This window comes from Qipengyuania sp. (assembly GCF_042095715.1).
In the GTDB taxonomy this organism is placed as follows: Bacteria; Pseudomonadota; Alphaproteobacteria; order Sphingomonadales; family Sphingomonadaceae; genus Qipengyuania.
This window is the reverse complement of sequence record NZ_JBELMO010000037.1, coordinates 1-14,039: the sequence shown is the minus strand read 5'-3', so window position 1 is coordinate 14,039 and position 14,039 is coordinate 1. Positions and strand designations below refer to the sequence as shown.

Annotated in this window: 30 protein-coding genes; 13 read left to right on the top strand and 17 right to left on the bottom strand. The window is 64.5% G+C overall.

What is annotated here, in order from left to right; all coding sequences use genetic code 11:
• Positions 1 to 40 precede the first annotated feature (40 nt).
• The 15 genes from ACFDTG_RS10060 to ACFDTG_RS09990 form a co-directional block, all read right to left on the bottom strand.
• Complete coding sequence (locus ACFDTG_RS10060) at positions 41 to 307, bottom strand: HNH endonuclease (RefSeq protein ID WP_375290904.1); 267 nt, start codon at positions 305 to 307, stop codon at positions 41 to 43.
• A gap of 62 nt (positions 308 to 369) precedes the next feature.
• Positions 370 to 615, bottom strand: coding sequence for a hypothetical protein (locus ACFDTG_RS10055; protein ID WP_375290903.1), 246 nt, complete (start codon positions 613 to 615; stop codon positions 370 to 372).
• A 9-nt stretch (positions 616 to 624) separates the two neighbouring features.
• Positions 625 to 852: a hypothetical protein gene (locus ACFDTG_RS10050; protein WP_375290902.1), complete on the bottom strand. Its 228-nt coding sequence runs from the start codon at positions 850 to 852 to the stop codon at positions 625 to 627.
• The gene (locus ACFDTG_RS10045) at positions 849 to 1,370 is read right to left on the bottom strand and encodes a host-nuclease inhibitor Gam family protein (protein WP_375290901.1); all 522 of its coding nucleotides are present in this window, start codon (positions 1,368 to 1,370) and stop codon (positions 849 to 851) included. Before ACFDTG_RS10045 ends, ACFDTG_RS10050 begins: the two co-directional genes overlap by 4 nt.
• Positions 1,370 to 1,768: a hypothetical protein gene (locus tag ACFDTG_RS10040; protein ID WP_375290900.1), complete on the bottom strand. Its 399-nt coding sequence runs from the start codon at positions 1,766 to 1,768 to the stop codon at positions 1,370 to 1,372. Before ACFDTG_RS10040 ends, ACFDTG_RS10045 begins: the two co-directional genes overlap by 1 nt.
• Positions 1,735 to 1,908, bottom strand: coding sequence for a hypothetical protein (locus ACFDTG_RS10035; protein ID WP_375290899.1), 174 nt, complete (start codon positions 1,906 to 1,908; stop codon positions 1,735 to 1,737). Before ACFDTG_RS10035 ends, ACFDTG_RS10040 begins: the two co-directional genes overlap by 34 nt.
• Positions 1,905 to 2,099, bottom strand: coding sequence for a hypothetical protein (locus ACFDTG_RS10030; protein WP_375290898.1), 195 nt, complete (start codon positions 2,097 to 2,099; stop codon positions 1,905 to 1,907). Before ACFDTG_RS10030 ends, ACFDTG_RS10035 begins: the two co-directional genes overlap by 4 nt.
• 160 nt (positions 2,100 to 2,259) lie before the next feature.
• Positions 2,260 to 2,856: a hypothetical protein gene (locus ACFDTG_RS10025; protein WP_375290897.1), complete on the bottom strand. Its 597-nt coding sequence runs from the start codon at positions 2,854 to 2,856 to the stop codon at positions 2,260 to 2,262.
• Positions 2,840 to 3,259 carry a LexA family protein gene (locus tag ACFDTG_RS10020; protein WP_375290896.1) on the bottom strand — a complete coding sequence of 140 codons (420 nt, stop codon included), beginning with the start codon at positions 3,257 to 3,259 and terminating at the stop codon, positions 2,840 to 2,842. Before ACFDTG_RS10020 ends, ACFDTG_RS10025 begins: the two co-directional genes overlap by 17 nt.
• A gap of 267 nt (positions 3,260 to 3,526) precedes the next feature.
• Positions 3,527 to 3,874 carry a hypothetical protein gene (locus ACFDTG_RS10015; protein WP_375290895.1) on the bottom strand — a complete coding sequence of 116 codons (348 nt, stop codon included), beginning with the start codon at positions 3,872 to 3,874 and terminating at the stop codon, positions 3,527 to 3,529.
• Complete coding sequence (locus tag ACFDTG_RS10010; RefSeq protein ID WP_375290894.1) at positions 3,871 to 4,113, bottom strand: hypothetical protein; 243 nt, start codon at positions 4,111 to 4,113, stop codon at positions 3,871 to 3,873. The genes ACFDTG_RS10015 and ACFDTG_RS10010 overlap by 4 nt, the downstream gene beginning before the upstream one ends.
• A gap of 75 nt (positions 4,114 to 4,188) precedes the next feature.
• Positions 4,189 to 4,446, bottom strand: a complete 258-nt coding sequence (locus ACFDTG_RS10005) for a hypothetical protein (protein ID WP_375290893.1) — start codon at positions 4,444 to 4,446, stop codon at positions 4,189 to 4,191.
• A gap of 82 nt (positions 4,447 to 4,528) precedes the next feature.
• Positions 4,529 to 5,005, bottom strand: coding sequence for a hypothetical protein (locus ACFDTG_RS10000; protein ID WP_375290892.1), 477 nt, complete (start codon positions 5,003 to 5,005; stop codon positions 4,529 to 4,531).
• 36 nt (positions 5,006 to 5,041) lie between these two features.
• On the bottom strand, positions 5,042 to 6,100 hold the full coding sequence (locus ACFDTG_RS09995; protein WP_375290891.1) for a type I restriction endonuclease: 1,059 nt from the start codon (positions 6,098 to 6,100) through the stop codon (positions 5,042 to 5,044).
• A gap of 32 nt (positions 6,101 to 6,132) precedes the next feature.
• A complete protein-coding gene (locus ACFDTG_RS09990) occupies positions 6,133 to 6,480 on the bottom strand; it encodes a helix-turn-helix domain-containing protein (RefSeq protein WP_375290890.1) in 348 nt (115 codons plus the stop codon).
• 112 nt (positions 6,481 to 6,592) lie between these two features.
• On the opposite strand from ACFDTG_RS09990, the gene ACFDTG_RS09985 reads away from it, so the two are divergent.
• The 13 genes from ACFDTG_RS09985 to ACFDTG_RS09925 all read left to right on the top strand — a co-directional run bounded on the left by ACFDTG_RS09985 (position 6,593) and on the right by ACFDTG_RS09925 (position 12,348).
• Entirely contained in the window at positions 6,593 to 6,880 is a 288-nt protein-coding gene (locus ACFDTG_RS09985) for a transcriptional regulator (protein ID WP_375290889.1), read from the top strand.
• Entirely contained in the window at positions 6,877 to 7,053 is a 177-nt protein-coding gene (locus tag ACFDTG_RS09980) for a hypothetical protein (RefSeq protein ID WP_375290888.1), read from the top strand. The genes ACFDTG_RS09985 and ACFDTG_RS09980 overlap by 4 nt, the downstream gene beginning before the upstream one ends.
• Positions 7,050 to 7,550: a hypothetical protein gene (locus ACFDTG_RS09975; RefSeq protein ID WP_375290887.1), complete on the top strand. Its 501-nt coding sequence runs from the start codon at positions 7,050 to 7,052 to the stop codon at positions 7,548 to 7,550. The genes ACFDTG_RS09980 and ACFDTG_RS09975 overlap by 4 nt, the downstream gene beginning before the upstream one ends.
• A 175-nt stretch (positions 7,551 to 7,725) precedes the next feature.
• A complete protein-coding gene (locus tag ACFDTG_RS09970; protein ID WP_375290886.1) occupies positions 7,726 to 8,220 on the top strand; it encodes a hypothetical protein in 495 nt (164 codons plus the stop codon).
• Positions 8,220 to 8,372 (top strand): hypothetical protein, encoded by a 153-nt coding sequence (locus ACFDTG_RS09965; RefSeq protein WP_375290885.1) that lies wholly within the window; start codon positions 8,220 to 8,222, stop codon positions 8,370 to 8,372. The genes ACFDTG_RS09970 and ACFDTG_RS09965 overlap by 1 nt, the downstream gene beginning before the upstream one ends.
• A complete protein-coding gene (locus ACFDTG_RS09960) occupies positions 8,372 to 8,713 on the top strand; it encodes a hypothetical protein (protein WP_375290884.1) in 342 nt (113 codons plus the stop codon). Before ACFDTG_RS09965 ends, ACFDTG_RS09960 begins: the two co-directional genes overlap by 1 nt.
• A complete protein-coding gene (locus ACFDTG_RS09955) occupies positions 8,706 to 8,945 on the top strand; it encodes a DUF2312 domain-containing protein (RefSeq protein ID WP_375290883.1) in 240 nt (79 codons plus the stop codon). Before ACFDTG_RS09960 ends, ACFDTG_RS09955 begins: the two co-directional genes overlap by 8 nt.
• Before the next feature lie 82 nt (positions 8,946 to 9,027).
• The gene (locus tag ACFDTG_RS09950; RefSeq protein ID WP_375290882.1) at positions 9,028 to 9,195 is read left to right on the top strand and encodes a hypothetical protein; all 168 of its coding nucleotides are present in this window, start codon (positions 9,028 to 9,030) and stop codon (positions 9,193 to 9,195) included.
• A complete protein-coding gene (locus tag ACFDTG_RS09945) occupies positions 9,168 to 9,440 on the top strand; it encodes a hypothetical protein (RefSeq protein ID WP_375290881.1) in 273 nt (90 codons plus the stop codon). Before ACFDTG_RS09950 ends, ACFDTG_RS09945 begins: the two co-directional genes overlap by 28 nt.
• A complete protein-coding gene (locus ACFDTG_RS09940; RefSeq protein ID WP_375290880.1) occupies positions 9,440 to 11,386 on the top strand; it encodes a ParB/RepB/Spo0J family partition protein in 1,947 nt (648 codons plus the stop codon). The genes ACFDTG_RS09945 and ACFDTG_RS09940 overlap by 1 nt, the downstream gene beginning before the upstream one ends.
• On the top strand, positions 11,383 to 11,733 hold the full coding sequence (locus ACFDTG_RS09935; protein WP_375290879.1) for a hypothetical protein: 351 nt from the start codon (positions 11,383 to 11,385) through the stop codon (positions 11,731 to 11,733). Before ACFDTG_RS09940 ends, ACFDTG_RS09935 begins: the two co-directional genes overlap by 4 nt.
• 220 nt (positions 11,734 to 11,953) lie before the next feature.
• Complete coding sequence (locus ACFDTG_RS09930; protein WP_375290878.1) at positions 11,954 to 12,163, top strand: hypothetical protein; 210 nt, start codon at positions 11,954 to 11,956, stop codon at positions 12,161 to 12,163.
• Positions 12,163 to 12,348 (top strand): helix-turn-helix transcriptional regulator, encoded by a 186-nt coding sequence (locus ACFDTG_RS09925; protein WP_375290877.1) that lies wholly within the window; start codon positions 12,163 to 12,165, stop codon positions 12,346 to 12,348. Before ACFDTG_RS09930 ends, ACFDTG_RS09925 begins: the two co-directional genes overlap by 1 nt.
• A 129-nt stretch (positions 12,349 to 12,477) precedes the next feature.
• Here ACFDTG_RS09925 and ACFDTG_RS09920 read toward each other — a convergent pair whose 3' ends face one another.
• On the bottom strand, positions 12,478 to 13,212 hold the full coding sequence (locus ACFDTG_RS09920) for a sulfite exporter TauE/SafE family protein (RefSeq protein ID WP_375290876.1): 735 nt from the start codon (positions 13,210 to 13,212) through the stop codon (positions 12,478 to 12,480).
• 19 nt (positions 13,213 to 13,231) lie between these two features.
• Positions 13,232 to 14,039 (bottom strand): SEC-C metal-binding domain-containing protein (locus ACFDTG_RS09915; RefSeq protein ID WP_375290875.1); only part of this gene is annotated, 808 nt, incomplete at its 5' end.

The following is a 14,039-nucleotide window of genomic DNA, read 5'->3' as shown; positions in this document are numbered from 1 at the left end:
GCGCCGGGGCGGCCGAGAGATCGACCCTCCCCCTCCCCGTTCAGCCTCGGTCGGCTGAAGGTGAACGGTGGTCGGCCGCCCGCTCGGCGGCGGACTTCTCGTCGTGGTGCCGCAGGCACAGCGCCTGCTTGTTCGACCGCTCGTCGCTCCCGCCGGCCGACAGCGGTTTGATATGGTCGACCCGCACCGCCTGGACGTGCTTGCCCTCGGCGAGGCAAGCCCTGCAGAACGGCTCTTCGGCCAGCACCTGTGCTCGATCACGCTGGCCGGCCCGTCCACGCTTGCGCCGATCCTTGAGGCCATCCATCGGCGCCCACGCCTTCCGATCCTTCGATCCCGATGGACGGAAGACAGGCGGGCGCGATGGCATCAGGCGGCTTTGCGATGCCTGCGCCTTACACGCTGGCTGTGGCGGGAAAGGTTGCGCCGGCGCTTGGGATGCGCCTGCGCGCCCTTCGATCGACGGCTGCCATTGCCTTGGCCAACAGGCAGATGCGAGTTGAACCGCAGCTGCTGCAGCTCGGCCATCTGCATCGTGCTGACAGGCGCGGCTGCGGCGACGGCCAAGAGCCCCACGCTGGCCATTGCCAGCGCGGCATGAACGTGACGGTACATCGATGTCTCCTAGTCTACCTCGACACCGAGCTCGTGCAGCTCGCGAACCACAGCGGCCTTGCGAGCCTTCAGTTCGGTGAGGATGGGTGCCCTCAGCACGGCGGTCAGCCCGTCGTCCTGACCTTTGCCGCCCAGACTGACAGCGATGTAGCCCAGCTCGGTCGCCGCCAGAGCGTCCTCGATACGGCGCATGCGCATCTGCATCGCCGAGACTTCGCTAAGCCGGGACAGCTTCACTGCCCGCCCCGCGTGCCGCCCTGCCCGGTGCGCTTCACGAAGAACGAAGGCACGCCGACCGACCGCGTCACGCCCAGCTCCGCAAGCTCATCCTTCCGCTTGCCCTCGGTCGCCTTGAGCAGCGCGGCCCGGTCCAACGATACCTTCGGGCGGAGGAAGGGCTTGGCCCAGCGCAGCTTCTGCAGCTTGCCGATGATCGCATCATCCTTGCCATCGATGGCCAGGCCATCCTTGGCTTTCACGGTTCCGATCTCGCACCCGCCCAGCTCGATCGACTTCCGCTTGCCCTTGGTCAGCGTCTCGGCCGCACCGGCCCACCAGGGCGCCAGCTTGGGCGCGATGGCATCCCGCTGGGCGATCAGATCGTTGGCGGCGCGATCGGCGTCGGCGTTGACCGCCGCGAGGTCCGCTTGCCGGCGTTCCTCAATCGCCGCGATCTGCCCGTCGAGCTCGGCATAGCGCTCGCAGAGCGCGGTCGCCGCTTCGACCGATCGAGGCTGGCGAATGGGCGTCGTCATCAGTGGTCCTCTGCGAGTAAGGCCTCGATCGTCACGTCGAGGCGCGGCGCATCGCCGTTGACCTGGTCCATTGCGACGACGGCGATCGAGGCCACCAGCTGGCCGGGAATGATCAAGGCTTGCGGATCCAGCGCGGCGAGCATTGCCTCCCCGCACTCAATTTCGGCACGCCCTTCGAATCGTAGTTTCAGCACATGGCGCGCGCCCTTGAAGGTCAGGGTGGCCCAGTATTTCTCGGCATGCGTGAGAACTACGCCGGTACCGTGAGCCAGCGCCTTCAGCTGCGCGCGCAACTGCTCGCCAGCACGCAGGCCCTGCCGCGCTTCGGCACAGGCCGAAGCACCCAAGATCGAAAGAACGGCGCTCACAATGTCTGTCCGGGCGGCAAGCCGAAGCATGATCCCAGCCGCTCCTGGATGGCGCGCAGCGCGCTCAATTCCTCATGTACCCGCGCCAGCCAAGCACGCTGCACGACGCAGTCACCGGTTCCTTCGGCCTCGCGCTTCAGCGCATCGAGGTCGATCGGTTCGGGCTTCATGGCCGGGGCGCGGTCCTGAAGGCATCGCGCAGGCCGGTGCCGATCGCGACGGCGCTCTCCTCGAGCTCGTCGAAGTGGCGCTGGTTGCGGACGCCGAGCCGTACCTCGGCCAATAGGCCATCCAGCGCATCGACCTGCGCGTCGAGCTGCTGCTCGAGGCTGGGCCGAACCTGTGTCGAATTACGCGCCACGCATGGGGCCTCTCCCTGAAAACGAAAGGCCCGCCTCCTCAGGTGAGGAAGCGGGCCATCTCGGGGGGTCATCCGGTGAAGACGGATCTATCGCGGGGTCGTTTTTGGCCAATTCGGCGCCCGATCGGCAGGGGCCAATTTGTAACGGGCAGAATTTTCCTCAGTACAGCCCCGCCTGCATCGCCAGAAGATCCGCCGGACCCACGGTCTTGCAGGTCAGCCCCATGATCCCTGGCCACGCGTCCAGCGCCTCGCTCAGCAGCTTGCGCGCGGTCGCATCCCGCATGCCCGATCGCCGCGCCACGTTGCGGCAGGCCTCGTCCTGGACGATCATGGCCAGCACCGGGCCCGGATGGCTCAGCTCGGCACGCCAGCGCGTATAGGCGATCTCGGCGCGCACCGTGCCCAGCTTCTCGAAGAACGCCCCGCTTCCCCGCCCGCCATTATCCACCCGCGTCTCGACGCTGGTCGTGCCGATATGCACGTCGCGCGTCAGCATCTCGGCGATCTGGCGGATCTCCTGGCTCGATGCGAGCTGGTCGGCCGATAAATGCCCGGCCTGGTAAAGGCGCGCCAGGGCGCCCTGGCGAACCCGTCCAGCCTTCTGCGCGGTCTCGGGTGTCCCCCGATCGAACTGCTTGTTGCGGTTCCGGTGCGCCTTGTCGCGATCGCGCCGCTCGCGGCGCAGCGATCGTTCCGATGCCGCGCGTTCCGGATGGGCTCTGCTGTACCAGTCTTCCTTATGGGGCGTCGCCATCCGTTTCGTCCTTCTCGCTCGATCGACGGGAAGGATAGGTCAGCGCAGCCGGAGGTAGCAGAGGCGGATTTGTAACGGGCGGAATGGCTTGCTCAGCATCCTCGTCCACCGACCAGCCCAGCGCGCGCAGCTGCCGCACGGCCTCCTCGCGCATCGATGGCAGGGCAAGGCCCCTGTGCCCGGGCGTGCGGATGATCAGACCTTCCTCGGCAAGGCTCTTCACCGCCTTGCGCACCCGGTTGCGGTTGCTGTCGAGCGCGGCGGCGATCTCCCCATAGCTGGGGCTTTGACCAGTGCGTCCGACATAGTCCCGGATGAAGGCGAGCGCGAGAAGGCGAAAGCTCGCCATTTCCGGCGTCAGCTTCACCCATTCGGCATCATTCGCTTGTGGCGTGGAACCCATGGCATCCCCCGCCTCCCGTCAGAGGAGAACATAGGGTGAAATCGGGCGCAAGGGAAGCGAGCGAACGCGGCGGCCGTATCGTCTGCCGGGGTATGGGCATTTCTGCGGCCTCGCGTCGGCGGAAACCCCCGGTCGTACCCCCGGACGAAAGTGTGACGCGCCCCCAGCTTACGTCCGCAATGTCTTCCCGGTTATCGGCCGGGCGCTAAAATGCGCGTCACGCCGCCTTGTAAGGCCGCTGATAGCGAATGGGAATGCCGTCGCTGATTAGGTGCCGACCAATGCAAGCAGTCTGTCACCGAAGAGCAAAATCCCAGTCAGAAGGGAAATGGTCAGCGCTGTACTAGTGACGATGAAGCCTTTGGATGGCAAATGGTGGACATCCCGGCTTAATGCAGCAAGCGTTTCACCTTGGTCCCTGACCCGGTCATTCAACCGATCCAGCTTATCCCCGATCCGGTCCACCTGCCCTTCGAGCCGTCCGATGCGCTGATCCATCCCGCCGCCTCCATTGCCGCCGCCGGTTCTCTGCTCGAACTGGTCGAACTTCCGCTCCAGCTCCTCTGTGCGCATTTCCTGGCTGCGTCTAGACATGAACGAATCGTCGACGCTCACTTCATGACCTTCTCAAGATCGTCGAGTACCTGATCGTTCAAGGCGAGCAGTTTGGCGCAGCTGTCCGCCAGATCGCCGATGGCTTCGATAGAGGGCTTACCGCCATTAGCGATCAGATCCAGCTGCGCCACGATCGCCTCGTTGATGTACGACTGGGTCACGATCATGCGTGTCAGGCGGATCAGCGCCGTGCGGCTTGTAAGCGCAGTGAGGTCTTCAGGGACGTCGAAAGCTGGCATTACACCGTCATCTTCTTCAGGCCGTTGCTCAACACCACCGCCCACTCGACCTCTTCCTCGGCCCGGAAGGCACCCTCACCGGTCATTGAGCTGATCGATCAGGTCGGCGATGCGCTCGATCGCGACGCGCGTTTCGCCGGTGTACTGGAGCGCATCCTTGCGGACATAATCGCTCACCGCCGGATCGGCCGAATAGGCGACGATGGCGGCCCGATAGGTGAGCAGCGCCTCGTGCAACGCGGAATGATCCTTCGAACCCGTTTCTATCAGCTTCGATGCCACCCGGGCCACCGCCTCGGCTGATTCGGCCAGTACTTCCAGCTTGTGCTTCATTGCCCCCTCCCTGCTTTATGGCAAAGCCCTGTGTCGTTTCCCCCGGGGGAACCTTCTCGCGCCAGCGTCCTCGGGCGTTGGGTCAGTCATCGCCCTGCGCTTTGATCAATTCGTCCGTGATGATCGATTGTGTAATCCCGCCCTCCCACTCCGGCCGCGTCTGGCCGGTGGGCCGACTTGCGAGCAACTGTTCGACCTTGGACGCGATCTCCCATTCCAGCCACCAGCGCTGCGGGCCAATCCCGGCCTCCTCGATCGCCTGAACGATCTCCCGGGTAAGCCGCGCGCCTTGTTCGCTTTGCTGCAGATCGGGCATGTCTCCGAACATCTGGATCGCCATCGTGCGCAGCAGATCGAGAAAGGCCTCGGTGCTGGCGGCATCGGCCCGCGTCTCTATGACCCGTCCGGTAATGCCCTCGGCCACGGCGCCGAAATTGACGACCAGAAACCGTTCGCCGCGCCAGCGACGGACCTCTTCCAGCGCGTCGAGCGCCAGCCTCCTGGCAATCTCGCTCACGCCGCCATCTTCTTCAGGCCGTTGCTCAACACCACCGCCCACTCGACTTCTTCCTCGGCATCGCAAATGACGTCGGGGTCATTTTTCGATCAGCTCCCTTATCCGCGCCTCAAGCGCGTCAGCATGCCTGTATATGTCGATCGGTCCTCCCACGACGTGCCGAGCCTCCTCGTTCTTTCCTGACATTACCCCGAGGTATCTGGAAGTTGGGCTGTTAAAGTGCATCCGTGCGATCGCCTTCCGATTGTTATCGTCCAGCAAGACCGCGCAGTAGGATTTGGCATCCCTCACCACGATCCTGTCGGGCGACACAAGACGGGACCCGATTGCCCGGATGATATTGAAGCCGTCGATTTCCACCTGCGTCGTAACCACGCCACCCTGATCGTCCTCCGGCTCGGTGGCAGTGGTATCCTCGATCTCCTCACCGCGGATCGCACTCTCTAGACGCTCATTTACACCGTCACGAATAATCGATGAAATGCTCTGCACGATCGCCGATTGAAACCGCTCTTTGACCTGTTCCGTCAGGCGACCCTCGTGGAGGCGCGAACTAATCAACCTCACAAAGTCATCGGTAGGTGCAGCGAATTCTTGGCGTAGGGTTGCTGTCACCTGCGACTGCAGCTTCAAATTCCCGGCCTGACGAACGATCGCGTCGACATCGAATTCCTGCCGCGCAAATGCTGACAGGTGCTTGAGGTCTGCCTTACGATACTGCTCGAGATTGAAAACGAAGAAGGGCTGATCGTCCATCATATTTGCCCGATCGGAATCGGTGTAGAATTGATAGATCACGCCATTCGTGAGCAGGGAAATCCGGGCATTCGTGGCTGCGAAGTAGCGATAAAGCTGGCTCGCATGCTTCAGCGACAGTTCGGACGCGACGGGTTTGCACTCGACGAGAACCTGCACCTCCCCGCCTACGCAGAGCGCGTAGTCAACCTTCTCACCCTTTTTGGTGCCGACATCGCACGTGAATTCGGCCTTCACCTCGGCAGGATTGAAGATGTCGTAACCCAAAGCTCGGAGGAATGGCAGAACGAGCGTGGTCTTTGCCGCTTCCTCGGTCTCCAGAATTTGACGATGCTCACGGAGCTTGGCGGCCAGATCCGCCATGCTGGCTTCGAGTTCCATTGCTTTAAATACCCCCTCGTTGAGCGACGAACTTACCCCGCCGCCCTGTATGTGTGTTGCTTGTCATGCACGGTGTCCGAGGCACCGCATTCCGCGAGCCGATTGGCCAGATAGACGATGACGCTGCGATCCTGCCGGGTGAGCTTGCGCGCAACATCGAGAAGCTGGCGGTCGTCGCCGCTCAGCGCATCGCCGTTGTAGTCGGCTTCCGGATTATCCGTTTCACCGGTCAGATACTCGGGGGTCGTTCTGAGTTCACGAGCGAGCTTTGGCAGGTATCGCGGGTTGTGCGTCTCGCCGTTCGTGATCTTCCAAATTGATGGCTGAGCGACGCCGACACGTCGGGCCAGCTCTCCCTGTGAGAGATCGAGCGCCTCCATTCGCGCTATGACCCGAGCAGCATTTATCATCCCGTGAGGGTAATACCGTGGGGTATTGACCTCCCATAAACGAATCGGTATTGCGACTCATACTTTACGGTATTGGATCGCCATGTCGCCGCAAGCTGCTCTGAAACAGTCCGTTTCCGTTGCCGGGTCGCAAGGGGCCCTCGCACGACTCTGCGGCGTGAAGCAGCCAACCGTGTGGAAATGGCTAAACAAGAAGAAGCCACTCCCCGCCGAGCACGTTCTCCGCGTCGAGGAAGCCACCGGCGTTTCCCGCCATGATCTTCGCCCCGATCTCTACCCGCGCGAGGAGCCGCCCGCGCCCCCGTCCGCCACTGCCCCCTCCCGTCCGGCGGACGGGTCCAGTTCCGCCCTTGAAGGCGTTCGGGCATGATTGCGCTCATCATCGCCGCCGATGCTGCAGAAGCGCGCCAGTCCTGTCTGCTACGCACGTCGGGCGGCTTTGCAGCGCTCATCCAGCCTCACGGGAACGCGGCCCGGGCCCGCGACAGCCGCGCGGCGATGGCGCGGCGCCAAGCCGGCGAGAGCGGGCAGCCCGGACAATGACCAAGCTTCGCCCTCCCCTCTCCATAGACCAGGCGCTTGCCCGCATCGCCGGTCAGCTCGAGGAAGGGTACGAAAGTATCGCCGCAATCACCGATCGCAGCGTCAGCATGGCGCGCGCCTGGGGCGATCCCGATCGGCGCGAGAAGATCCCGGTCGACGATGCGATCGCGCTCGATCTCGCCTACCAGGAGGCCGGCGGCGTCGGAGCCCCCCTGTACGAGGCTTATGGCGCCAAACTCGACGTCGCCGCCGCGGCGCGGTTTTCGAGCAAGCACCAGCTGCTCGAACGGACCGAGCGCCTGATCAAGGAAGGCGGCGAAGCGCATGCCGCGCTCGTTCGGGCATGCCAGCCCGGCGCCACCGCCGCCGAGGTCGCTACGGCCCTGCGCGAGCTCGGCGAAGCCTTCGAAGAGTACAAGCCGATCTTCGCGATCCTGGAGCAGGTATCTTCCGATCCCTCGGCCTGGGGTCAGCCCTCAACGCGAGCGCCGCCCTAAATCCGGTTTCGTCGGGGAATTTCCCCTGCCGTTCTGGCGGCAGACCCTCCGGCGATCGTCCCGGGCGGCGCGCTTTCCCCCCAACCGAAGCGCGTCGCCCACCCTCCATCGATTGAGCGCAGTCGGACCTACTTCCGGCGGCGCTCTCCCTTTGCCGTTTTTCAGGAGCGCACCGATGCCGCCAGGCACTTATCTCAGGAAACGCCGAGAGGCCGCCGGCATTCGCATCGGCGAGGTTGCGCGCCAGGTCGCGTTGATGAGCTTCGGCATCCGCCCGTACCAGACCGGCCAGATCCTCTTCGAACTCGTCGCGGCCGAGGATGATCGCACCACGCTCTCCCCACCGCAGACGGCACTTCTACAGCACGTCTTTCCTTTCGATCGCACGATCTACGGTCAGCTGGTCGATCTGGCGCTCGCGGACCCCCAAACCCTCCCCCATCTGCCGCAGCCGCGGATCTGCACCCGCTGCGCCTGCAGCTGGAACGACCCCTGCCGCTCCACGATCGGCACGAGCGACGGCAGCTTTTTCATTCTGCCCTGCGCTTGGACCTCCGGCCCCGAGATCGACGGCAAAGAGCCTCTGTGCAGCGCCTGCGCCCACGCCCCCGCCCCCGGCACCATCACAATCATCCCCACCCCCACAAATCCCGCGAAGGAGCCCGCCTAATGCCTGACGAAGCCACCCTGCGCCTCGCCATCGGCCTGATACTGCTCGGTGTCGGGCTGATCATAATCGGCATCAGTATCTTGAGGGCCGATTCCGAAACACGAACCGCCGCTGAAACTTCCCTTCCCACTTCCGCCGGGGAGACCGCGTGATGGATCTCATCACACTTTACGATGCTTTGCCGGCTTTCCCGCGCGCCGATTTGAAACGCGCGATCGAGCGCACGGCAGGACTGTCCGGCGTTACCCTTCCCAGCGGAGCCGCCGACGAGATCGTCGACTTGGGCTGCCACGCCGCGGAGTCCGCGATGCGAACCTTTCTCTCGACGCTCGATCGCTCATCCAGTGCCGGGGTTGCCAACACGGCAATCGGCTTGGGTATATCCCTTCTGCTCGGCCAGTCAGAGGCGTTGGCGGAGGCGATCAAGTCCGCGTCGAAAGTGAACGGTCACCTTCTTCATGAAGGCACCATAGCGGAGCTGGCCCATGGCTGACGCAACCGACGATCGCCTCCGCCTGCTCATCGAGCGCATCGAACGCCTCGAGGAAGAAAAGAAGGGCACCGCCGACGATATCCGCGACGTCTACGCCGAAGGAAAGGCGGTCGGCTACGACACCAAGATGATGCGCGAAATCGTGCGGCTCCGAAAAATGAAGCCCGACGATCGCGCGGAAATGGTGGCGATTCTGGAAACCTACAAAGCCGCCTTGGGGATCACCCCATGAGCGGCCTCTCGACCATCCTCGGAAGCGTAGCTGAACCGGCGAAGCCGGGACATACCTACAAAGCCGCGCTGGGGCTGGGGTGATGGGTGCCGGCGACATCGTGATCGGTGCCCTCGCTTTGGCCGGCCTGGCGCTGGGCATCTTCGTATTGCGCCGCGCCGATCCCCGCCGCTGCTTCAATTGCGCCGCTCCCATCGAGCCGGGCAAGGACCTCTGCGATACATGCTTCGATCGCTGGAGCCGCGGCTGATGGCGCGCTGGCACGATCCCCAAGCCCCGGTCTGCACCTGTTTCGACTGCACCGAGCTCCGGTACCGCGCCGCGCTTAAAGCCCACGAAGCGGAGACGGAGCGCGAACTGGCCGAGTGGTCCGAGCGCATGCGGCTCGACTCCCTCCAACTGCGCCTCCCGATGAGTCCCCTACCCCACGTCGCCCACCACCCGGACCGCCTTCAGCGCGCCCGGTCCGTTCACCGCCAGCCGGAGTTGATTTGATGGCCCTTACCCTCGCCCCCTCCGCCGCCGATCTCGCCAACCCGCCCGAACGCAGTTTTACCCTCGACGAGCTCGCGATCAGTCCGCTCAATGTCCGCTTCAATGAAGAGGACTGCGCGGCCGTCGAAGCCTTGCAAGCCTCGATCGTGGCCGAAGGCCTCATCCAGGCACTTACGCTCCACCCGGTCCCGCCAGGAGCTGACTGGGCAGGATCGGCGACCTACGGTGTCTTGGCAGGCGGCCGCCGCTTCCGGGCGATCACGCGCGCGATCGAGGCGGGCGAACTGCCCCCGGATTTTCCGATCCGTGCCTCCGTCCGGGATTTGCCCGCTGGCGCGATCATCCTCCTGTCGCTCAGCGAGAACCTGCTCCGCCGCACCCTCCGCGATTACGAGGTCCATCGCGCGATCGCCGCCGCCCATGCCGAAGGCTTGTCGGTCGAGGATATCGCGCGCCAGACGGGCCAGCGCCCGAACTGGGTGCAGCGGCAGCTTCGCCTCGGCGAACTCGCGCCAGAGATCTTCGCCGCTTACATCGCGGGCGAGATCTCCGCCGATCAGGCGATGGCCTTCGCCGCGACGGCCGACAAGGATCTGCAGGCGGAGGCATGGGCCCATTTCCGCCCGCTTCACAAAAGCCACCGAACCCCTCCGGCGATCCGCGAGTTCCTCAAGGTCGGCGATCGCGAACTGGCCCGCATGCTCCATTTCGTGGGCGAGGCGATCTATCGCGGCAACGGCGGCGTGTTCGAGCTCGATCTGTTCGCCGACGGACCCGACAGCATGCGCGGCCGCGTCGTCGACGAGGATCTGCTCCGCAGGCTGGTGGCCGAAAAGATGGACGTCTGCCGCGGCATGGCGCGCAATGCCTGGGGCGAACGGGATCTGCGCTTCCAGGCAGAGCCGCCTAAGCGCATTGGTATCGCCGACCACGATCTGGTGATCAGTCCTAGCAAAAGCGACTGGGAGACCGCCCGTATCCCGCGCGGCGCCGATCCGGACGATTTCGTCGGAGTCATCACGATCGAACAGAGCGGTGACTGGACCGCAGAGCTCTATTGGGCGAGCCGGAAGGCAAAGGCCGCCTTCGAGAAGCCCAATTCATCGCGCCCCAAAAAGGAACCCGCTCAGGCGGTCGGTGCTGGCGAAGCTCTCGATCGCCACCACCACGCCGACCGTCAGGAAGCCCATAAGGTGCTGCGCGACGAACACGGCCTGACCCAGTCGGGCGTGGAGATCCTGCGCGCCCTGCGCCGCGATCTGCTGCGCGCCCTGTTGCTGACGACGACCGAGCGCGATGTTCCGGTGGATTATCTCACCTGGTCGGCCCTGCGGCAGGAGTTCACCCGCGAAAACGCCACGAAAACCGGCGCGCGCGGCATCGAACAGGAAGGCTGGACGATCGGCGAGCGCGAACCGGCCGCACTGATGGAAAGCCAGCGCGACGGCCAGATGGGTTGGGAAATTTGGGAGCAGGTGCTGGGCACCCTGCGCGATCATCCGGCCTTCAGGCTCGAAGATCCCGCGTCGGGCCTGCGCTGCTACCTCTCGGCCGAACCGAAGATCAAGCGCACGGCCGAGGCGGTGCTGGCCGGGCTTGCGCTGGTCCGCAGCCTCAACGGCGCCGGCTTCGCCGTGCCCGCCCACGACGTACTCGCACAGGCGCTCGGCGCAGAGCCCGCCAAGTTGCGCGACCTGTTGCAGCCGACCGCCGCCTTCACCGGTCTCTTCGGCAAGCTGGCCCGCGTCGGGATGGCCCAGCCCTTCGTCGACGAAGGCGAACGCCGCGGCCTCGCCAATGCAAAGGACAAGCCGCTTTCGGTCCGCACCGCGCAGATCCTCGCCGACCAGGATGATTGGCTCCACCCGCTGCTTCAGTTCGGCGGCGAGCCGGAGTTCAACGGCTACAACGAGGACATCTTGTCCGAGCCGGAGATGGCGCAATGACCGGCGAACTCAAGCACCCGGAATATTCCGCGCGGTCGGCCAGCTCGCCTGTCGAGGCATTCGAGTTCCGGAGCAACGAGCGCGCCATGGCGCAGAGCAGCGCCGCCCTCGCCAAAGCGATGGCCTCCTATGGCATCGTCGCGGCGCGCCGGCGGGAAGCGCTGCGTGAAGCAAGCGTCAGCCGCGCGGTGGCTCCCCTCCCGGTCAATCATGCGTTCTCGGTGCAAGGGCGCACAACGTTGGCACTGGTTCAGCGCTCGCCGGCACCCAGCCGCGAACCCTGCCCCCGCTGCGCGACGCGCGGCGATCTCGGCTGCGCCCACTTCGCGCCCTTCGTCCCGGCATGATCTGCGAAACCGTCCCCCTCCCCGGCGGCGGCGCGATGATCGTATGCTCGTCGGGCAGCCAGAAACGCTGCCCCTGCGGCAACCGCGCCACGCTGCTCTGCGATTGGAAAGTGCCGGCGCGACGGAGCGGCACCTGCGATCGCCCGTTGTGCGCGAGCTGCACGACTTCGCCGGCGCCCGAGAAGGATCTCTGCGCCGATCATGCTCGGGATTTCGAGCAATGGAAGCGGGGTCGGGCAGCATGAACCCCAACCCCGGACATTGCCCTCCCGAAGCGATCGGCAAGCGCGTGAAGGTCCGCCTGCGCGACGGGACGATCCAGGGCGACAAGCCCGTCAACACCGACAGCAAACTGGGCTGGGCGGCCGAGACGACGAATTGGTCGCTCACCGGTCACCCCTTCGACGTAGTGGAATGGGAGATCGCCTGATGTCTGATCGCTTTCTTCGCCGCCCCGAGGTCGAGACCGAGACCGGCCTGAGCAGGGCCACGATCTACCGACTCATGAACCGGGGCGACTTCCCCCGCCCGCGGCGAATCGCCCTGCAGGCGGTCGCTTGGCGCGCTTCGGACATCGAAAACTGGAAGGCGAGCCGAGAAATCGCCGCCTCCTGACAAGCCGTCAATGCAGGCTTCCGGGGGCATTCCCGGGGGCACCTACCCCAACCCAACAACGCCAAAATCGTACGAAACAGGGAGTTTTACCGTGGCACGACTGTCCAACTCGGGGAGCCACTAATTTTCCTAGCCGAGCAAAAGCCGCACGCCGACCCACAGGGTCAGGGCGGCTGTAAGCGCGCGGATCCATGCCGGATGAAGAAACCGGCTGGCCAGCAGACTTCCGATCTGGCCTCCGATCGCGACGGCTACGAGCAGCGGTAAACCCAGGGTGATTGCGCTGCCCAGGCGGTCCGTTCCACCCTTCATAAGCTGTCCGGCCAAGCCGAAGATCGAATTAACCAGAATGAAGATGCTGGCCGTGGCGGCGATTTCGCGCGCCGGCTTCCAGCGTACGATGTGAAGCAGCGGCGCGAGAAAGATTCCTCCTCCGATGCCGACCAACCCGGCGAGATAGCCTATCGGCGCAGCGGCCAGGGGAACCCACCTGCCGAGCCGACCCGCTTCACCATCCTCCCGGCTTGATGGCAACGCCATCGTAAGCGCGGTCAGGATAAGCGCCACCCCGAGAAGGGTCATGAACGTACGCTCGTCCAACGGGGTCAATCCACCGAGCAGCGCTGCAGGAGCGGCTATCCCGGTAAGCAGGACGGCACCCCGCCACGGCAACAGACCCGCCCTTGCGAACCTGACAACGGATCCGGAAACGACGACGATGTTGCAGGCCAAGGCAAGGGTCGGCAGCAGGCGATAATCGACGCCAGCGAGCGCCAGCAGCGCATTGTAAGTCGACCCGCCACCGTAACCCACGCTCGCGTAGAGCAAAGCCGTGGCAAAAAAGGCGGCGGCGAGCCAGATCATGAGCGCACTTCAGGCGCCGCTAGGCCGCGAGCGCTCCATGGCAATGCTTGTACTTGTTGCCGGACCCGCAAGGACACGGCGCATTTCGACTGATTTCCTGGCCAGCCCATGGATTGTCCGATGCGCCGCCCGGTCCAGCCGCCGCGCGGGGGCTGCCGGCCAGAGAGCCAAACAGCGCCGCTCTCTCCCTGGAACCATCGGCGTCGTTGGAATTCTCAAGCCCCGTCAAGGGATCGATGTGTCCGGTGAGAAAATCCGGTAGCCCCGCGAGGATTTCTTCCGGTACTGGCATCGGCTGCGCTTGCGGCGCGATTTCAAGTTTCAGGAGCTGGCCGGTCACATCTTCACGCAAGGTGTCCAGCATCCGCTCGAACAGACCGAACGCCTCCTGCTTGTATTCGTTGATAGGTTGTTTTTGCGCATGCGCGCGCAGCCAAACGACCTGACGCAGGGCATCGAGCGTTGCGAGGTGTTCTTTCCAATGGTGGTCGAGCGTGCGCAACAGCATGGTCTTTTCGAAGGCCCGCCACCTTTGATGATCCACCTCGGCGAGCTTGGCGTCCATCATGGCATCGGCATCGGCGCAGATTCGTTCTTCGATGATCTCGGGTTCGATCCGATCCTCTTCCAACCAATCGTTCAGAGGAGGGGTCAGTCCGAGCCGCTCCTCGAGCCGTTCCTTGAGGCCTTCAACATCCCATTGCTCCGGATAGGATCCGGGTGGGCAGGCCTCCGCGACAAGCGCGTTGATCGCGTCGCGGCGCATATCCACGACCACGTCGTCAACGGCTTCCGCGTCCATGATTTCCGCGCGCTGTTCGTAGACG

What these genes read in the sequence shown, in the direction of transcription:
- ACFDTG_RS10025 (WP_375290897.1), bottom strand. Translation starts at nt 2,856, where the DNA reads ATGGCGACGCCCCATAAGGAAGACTGGTACAGCAGAGCCCATCCGGAA.
- ACFDTG_RS09980 (WP_375290888.1), top strand. Translation starts at nt 6,877, where the DNA reads ATGATTGCGCTCATCATCGCCGCCGATGCTGCAGAAGCGCGCCAGTCC.
- ACFDTG_RS09990 (WP_375290890.1), bottom strand. Translation starts at nt 6,480, where the DNA reads ATGGAGGCGCTCGATCTCTCACAGGGAGAGCTGGCCCGACGTGTCGGC.
- ACFDTG_RS09960 (WP_375290884.1), top strand. Translation starts at nt 8,372, where the DNA reads ATGGATCTCATCACACTTTACGATGCTTTGCCGGCTTTCCCGCGCGCC.
- ACFDTG_RS09985 (WP_375290889.1), top strand. Translation starts at nt 6,593, where the DNA reads ATGTCGCCGCAAGCTGCTCTGAAACAGTCCGTTTCCGTTGCCGGGTCG.
- ACFDTG_RS09970 (WP_375290886.1), top strand. Translation starts at nt 7,726, where the DNA reads ATGCCGCCAGGCACTTATCTCAGGAAACGCCGAGAGGCCGCCGGCATT.
- ACFDTG_RS10035 (WP_375290899.1), bottom strand. Translation starts at nt 1,908, where the DNA reads ATGAAGCCCGAACCGATCGACCTCGATGCGCTGAAGCGCGAGGCCGAA.
- ACFDTG_RS09920 (WP_375290876.1), bottom strand. Translation starts at nt 13,212, where the DNA reads ATGATCTGGCTCGCCGCCGCCTTTTTTGCCACGGCTTTGCTCTACGCG.
- ACFDTG_RS09935 (WP_375290879.1), top strand. Translation starts at nt 11,383, where the DNA reads ATGACCGGCGAACTCAAGCACCCGGAATATTCCGCGCGGTCGGCCAGC.
- ACFDTG_RS10020 (WP_375290896.1), bottom strand. Translation starts at nt 3,259, where the DNA reads ATGGGTTCCACGCCACAAGCGAATGATGCCGAATGGGTGAAGCTGACG.
- ACFDTG_RS10060 (WP_375290904.1), bottom strand. Translation starts at nt 307, where the DNA reads ATGGATGGCCTCAAGGATCGGCGCAAGCGTGGACGGGCCGGCCAGCGT.
- ACFDTG_RS09995 (WP_375290891.1), bottom strand. Translation starts at nt 6,100, where the DNA reads ATGGAACTCGAAGCCAGCATGGCGGATCTGGCCGCCAAGCTCCGTGAG.
- ACFDTG_RS09975 (WP_375290887.1), top strand. Translation starts at nt 7,050, where the DNA reads ATGACCAAGCTTCGCCCTCCCCTCTCCATAGACCAGGCGCTTGCCCGC.
- ACFDTG_RS10045 (WP_375290901.1), bottom strand. Translation starts at nt 1,370, where the DNA reads ATGACGACGCCCATTCGCCAGCCTCGATCGGTCGAAGCGGCGACCGCG.
- ACFDTG_RS09940 (WP_375290880.1), top strand. Translation starts at nt 9,440, where the DNA reads ATGGCCCTTACCCTCGCCCCCTCCGCCGCCGATCTCGCCAACCCGCCC.
- ACFDTG_RS09925 (WP_375290877.1), top strand. Translation starts at nt 12,163, where the DNA reads ATGTCTGATCGCTTTCTTCGCCGCCCCGAGGTCGAGACCGAGACCGGC.
- ACFDTG_RS09955 (WP_375290883.1), top strand. Translation starts at nt 8,706, where the DNA reads ATGGCTGACGCAACCGACGATCGCCTCCGCCTGCTCATCGAGCGCATC.
- ACFDTG_RS10040 (WP_375290900.1), bottom strand. Translation starts at nt 1,768, where the DNA reads ATGCTTCGGCTTGCCGCCCGGACAGACATTGTGAGCGCCGTTCTTTCG.
- ACFDTG_RS09945 (WP_375290881.1), top strand. Translation starts at nt 9,168, where the DNA reads ATGCTTCGATCGCTGGAGCCGCGGCTGATGGCGCGCTGGCACGATCCC.
- ACFDTG_RS10010 (WP_375290894.1), bottom strand. Translation starts at nt 4,113, where the DNA reads ATGCCAGCTTTCGACGTCCCTGAAGACCTCACTGCGCTTACAAGCCGC.
- ACFDTG_RS09930 (WP_375290878.1), top strand. Translation starts at nt 11,954, where the DNA reads ATGGAAGCGGGGTCGGGCAGCATGAACCCCAACCCCGGACATTGCCCT.
- ACFDTG_RS09950 (WP_375290882.1), top strand. Translation starts at nt 9,028, where the DNA reads ATGGGTGCCGGCGACATCGTGATCGGTGCCCTCGCTTTGGCCGGCCTG.
- ACFDTG_RS10055 (WP_375290903.1), bottom strand. Translation starts at nt 615, where the DNA reads ATGTACCGTCACGTTCATGCCGCGCTGGCAATGGCCAGCGTGGGGCTC.
- ACFDTG_RS09965 (WP_375290885.1), top strand. Translation starts at nt 8,220, where the DNA reads ATGCCTGACGAAGCCACCCTGCGCCTCGCCATCGGCCTGATACTGCTC.
- ACFDTG_RS10005 (WP_375290893.1), bottom strand. Translation starts at nt 4,446, where the DNA reads ATGAAGCACAAGCTGGAAGTACTGGCCGAATCAGCCGAGGCGGTGGCC.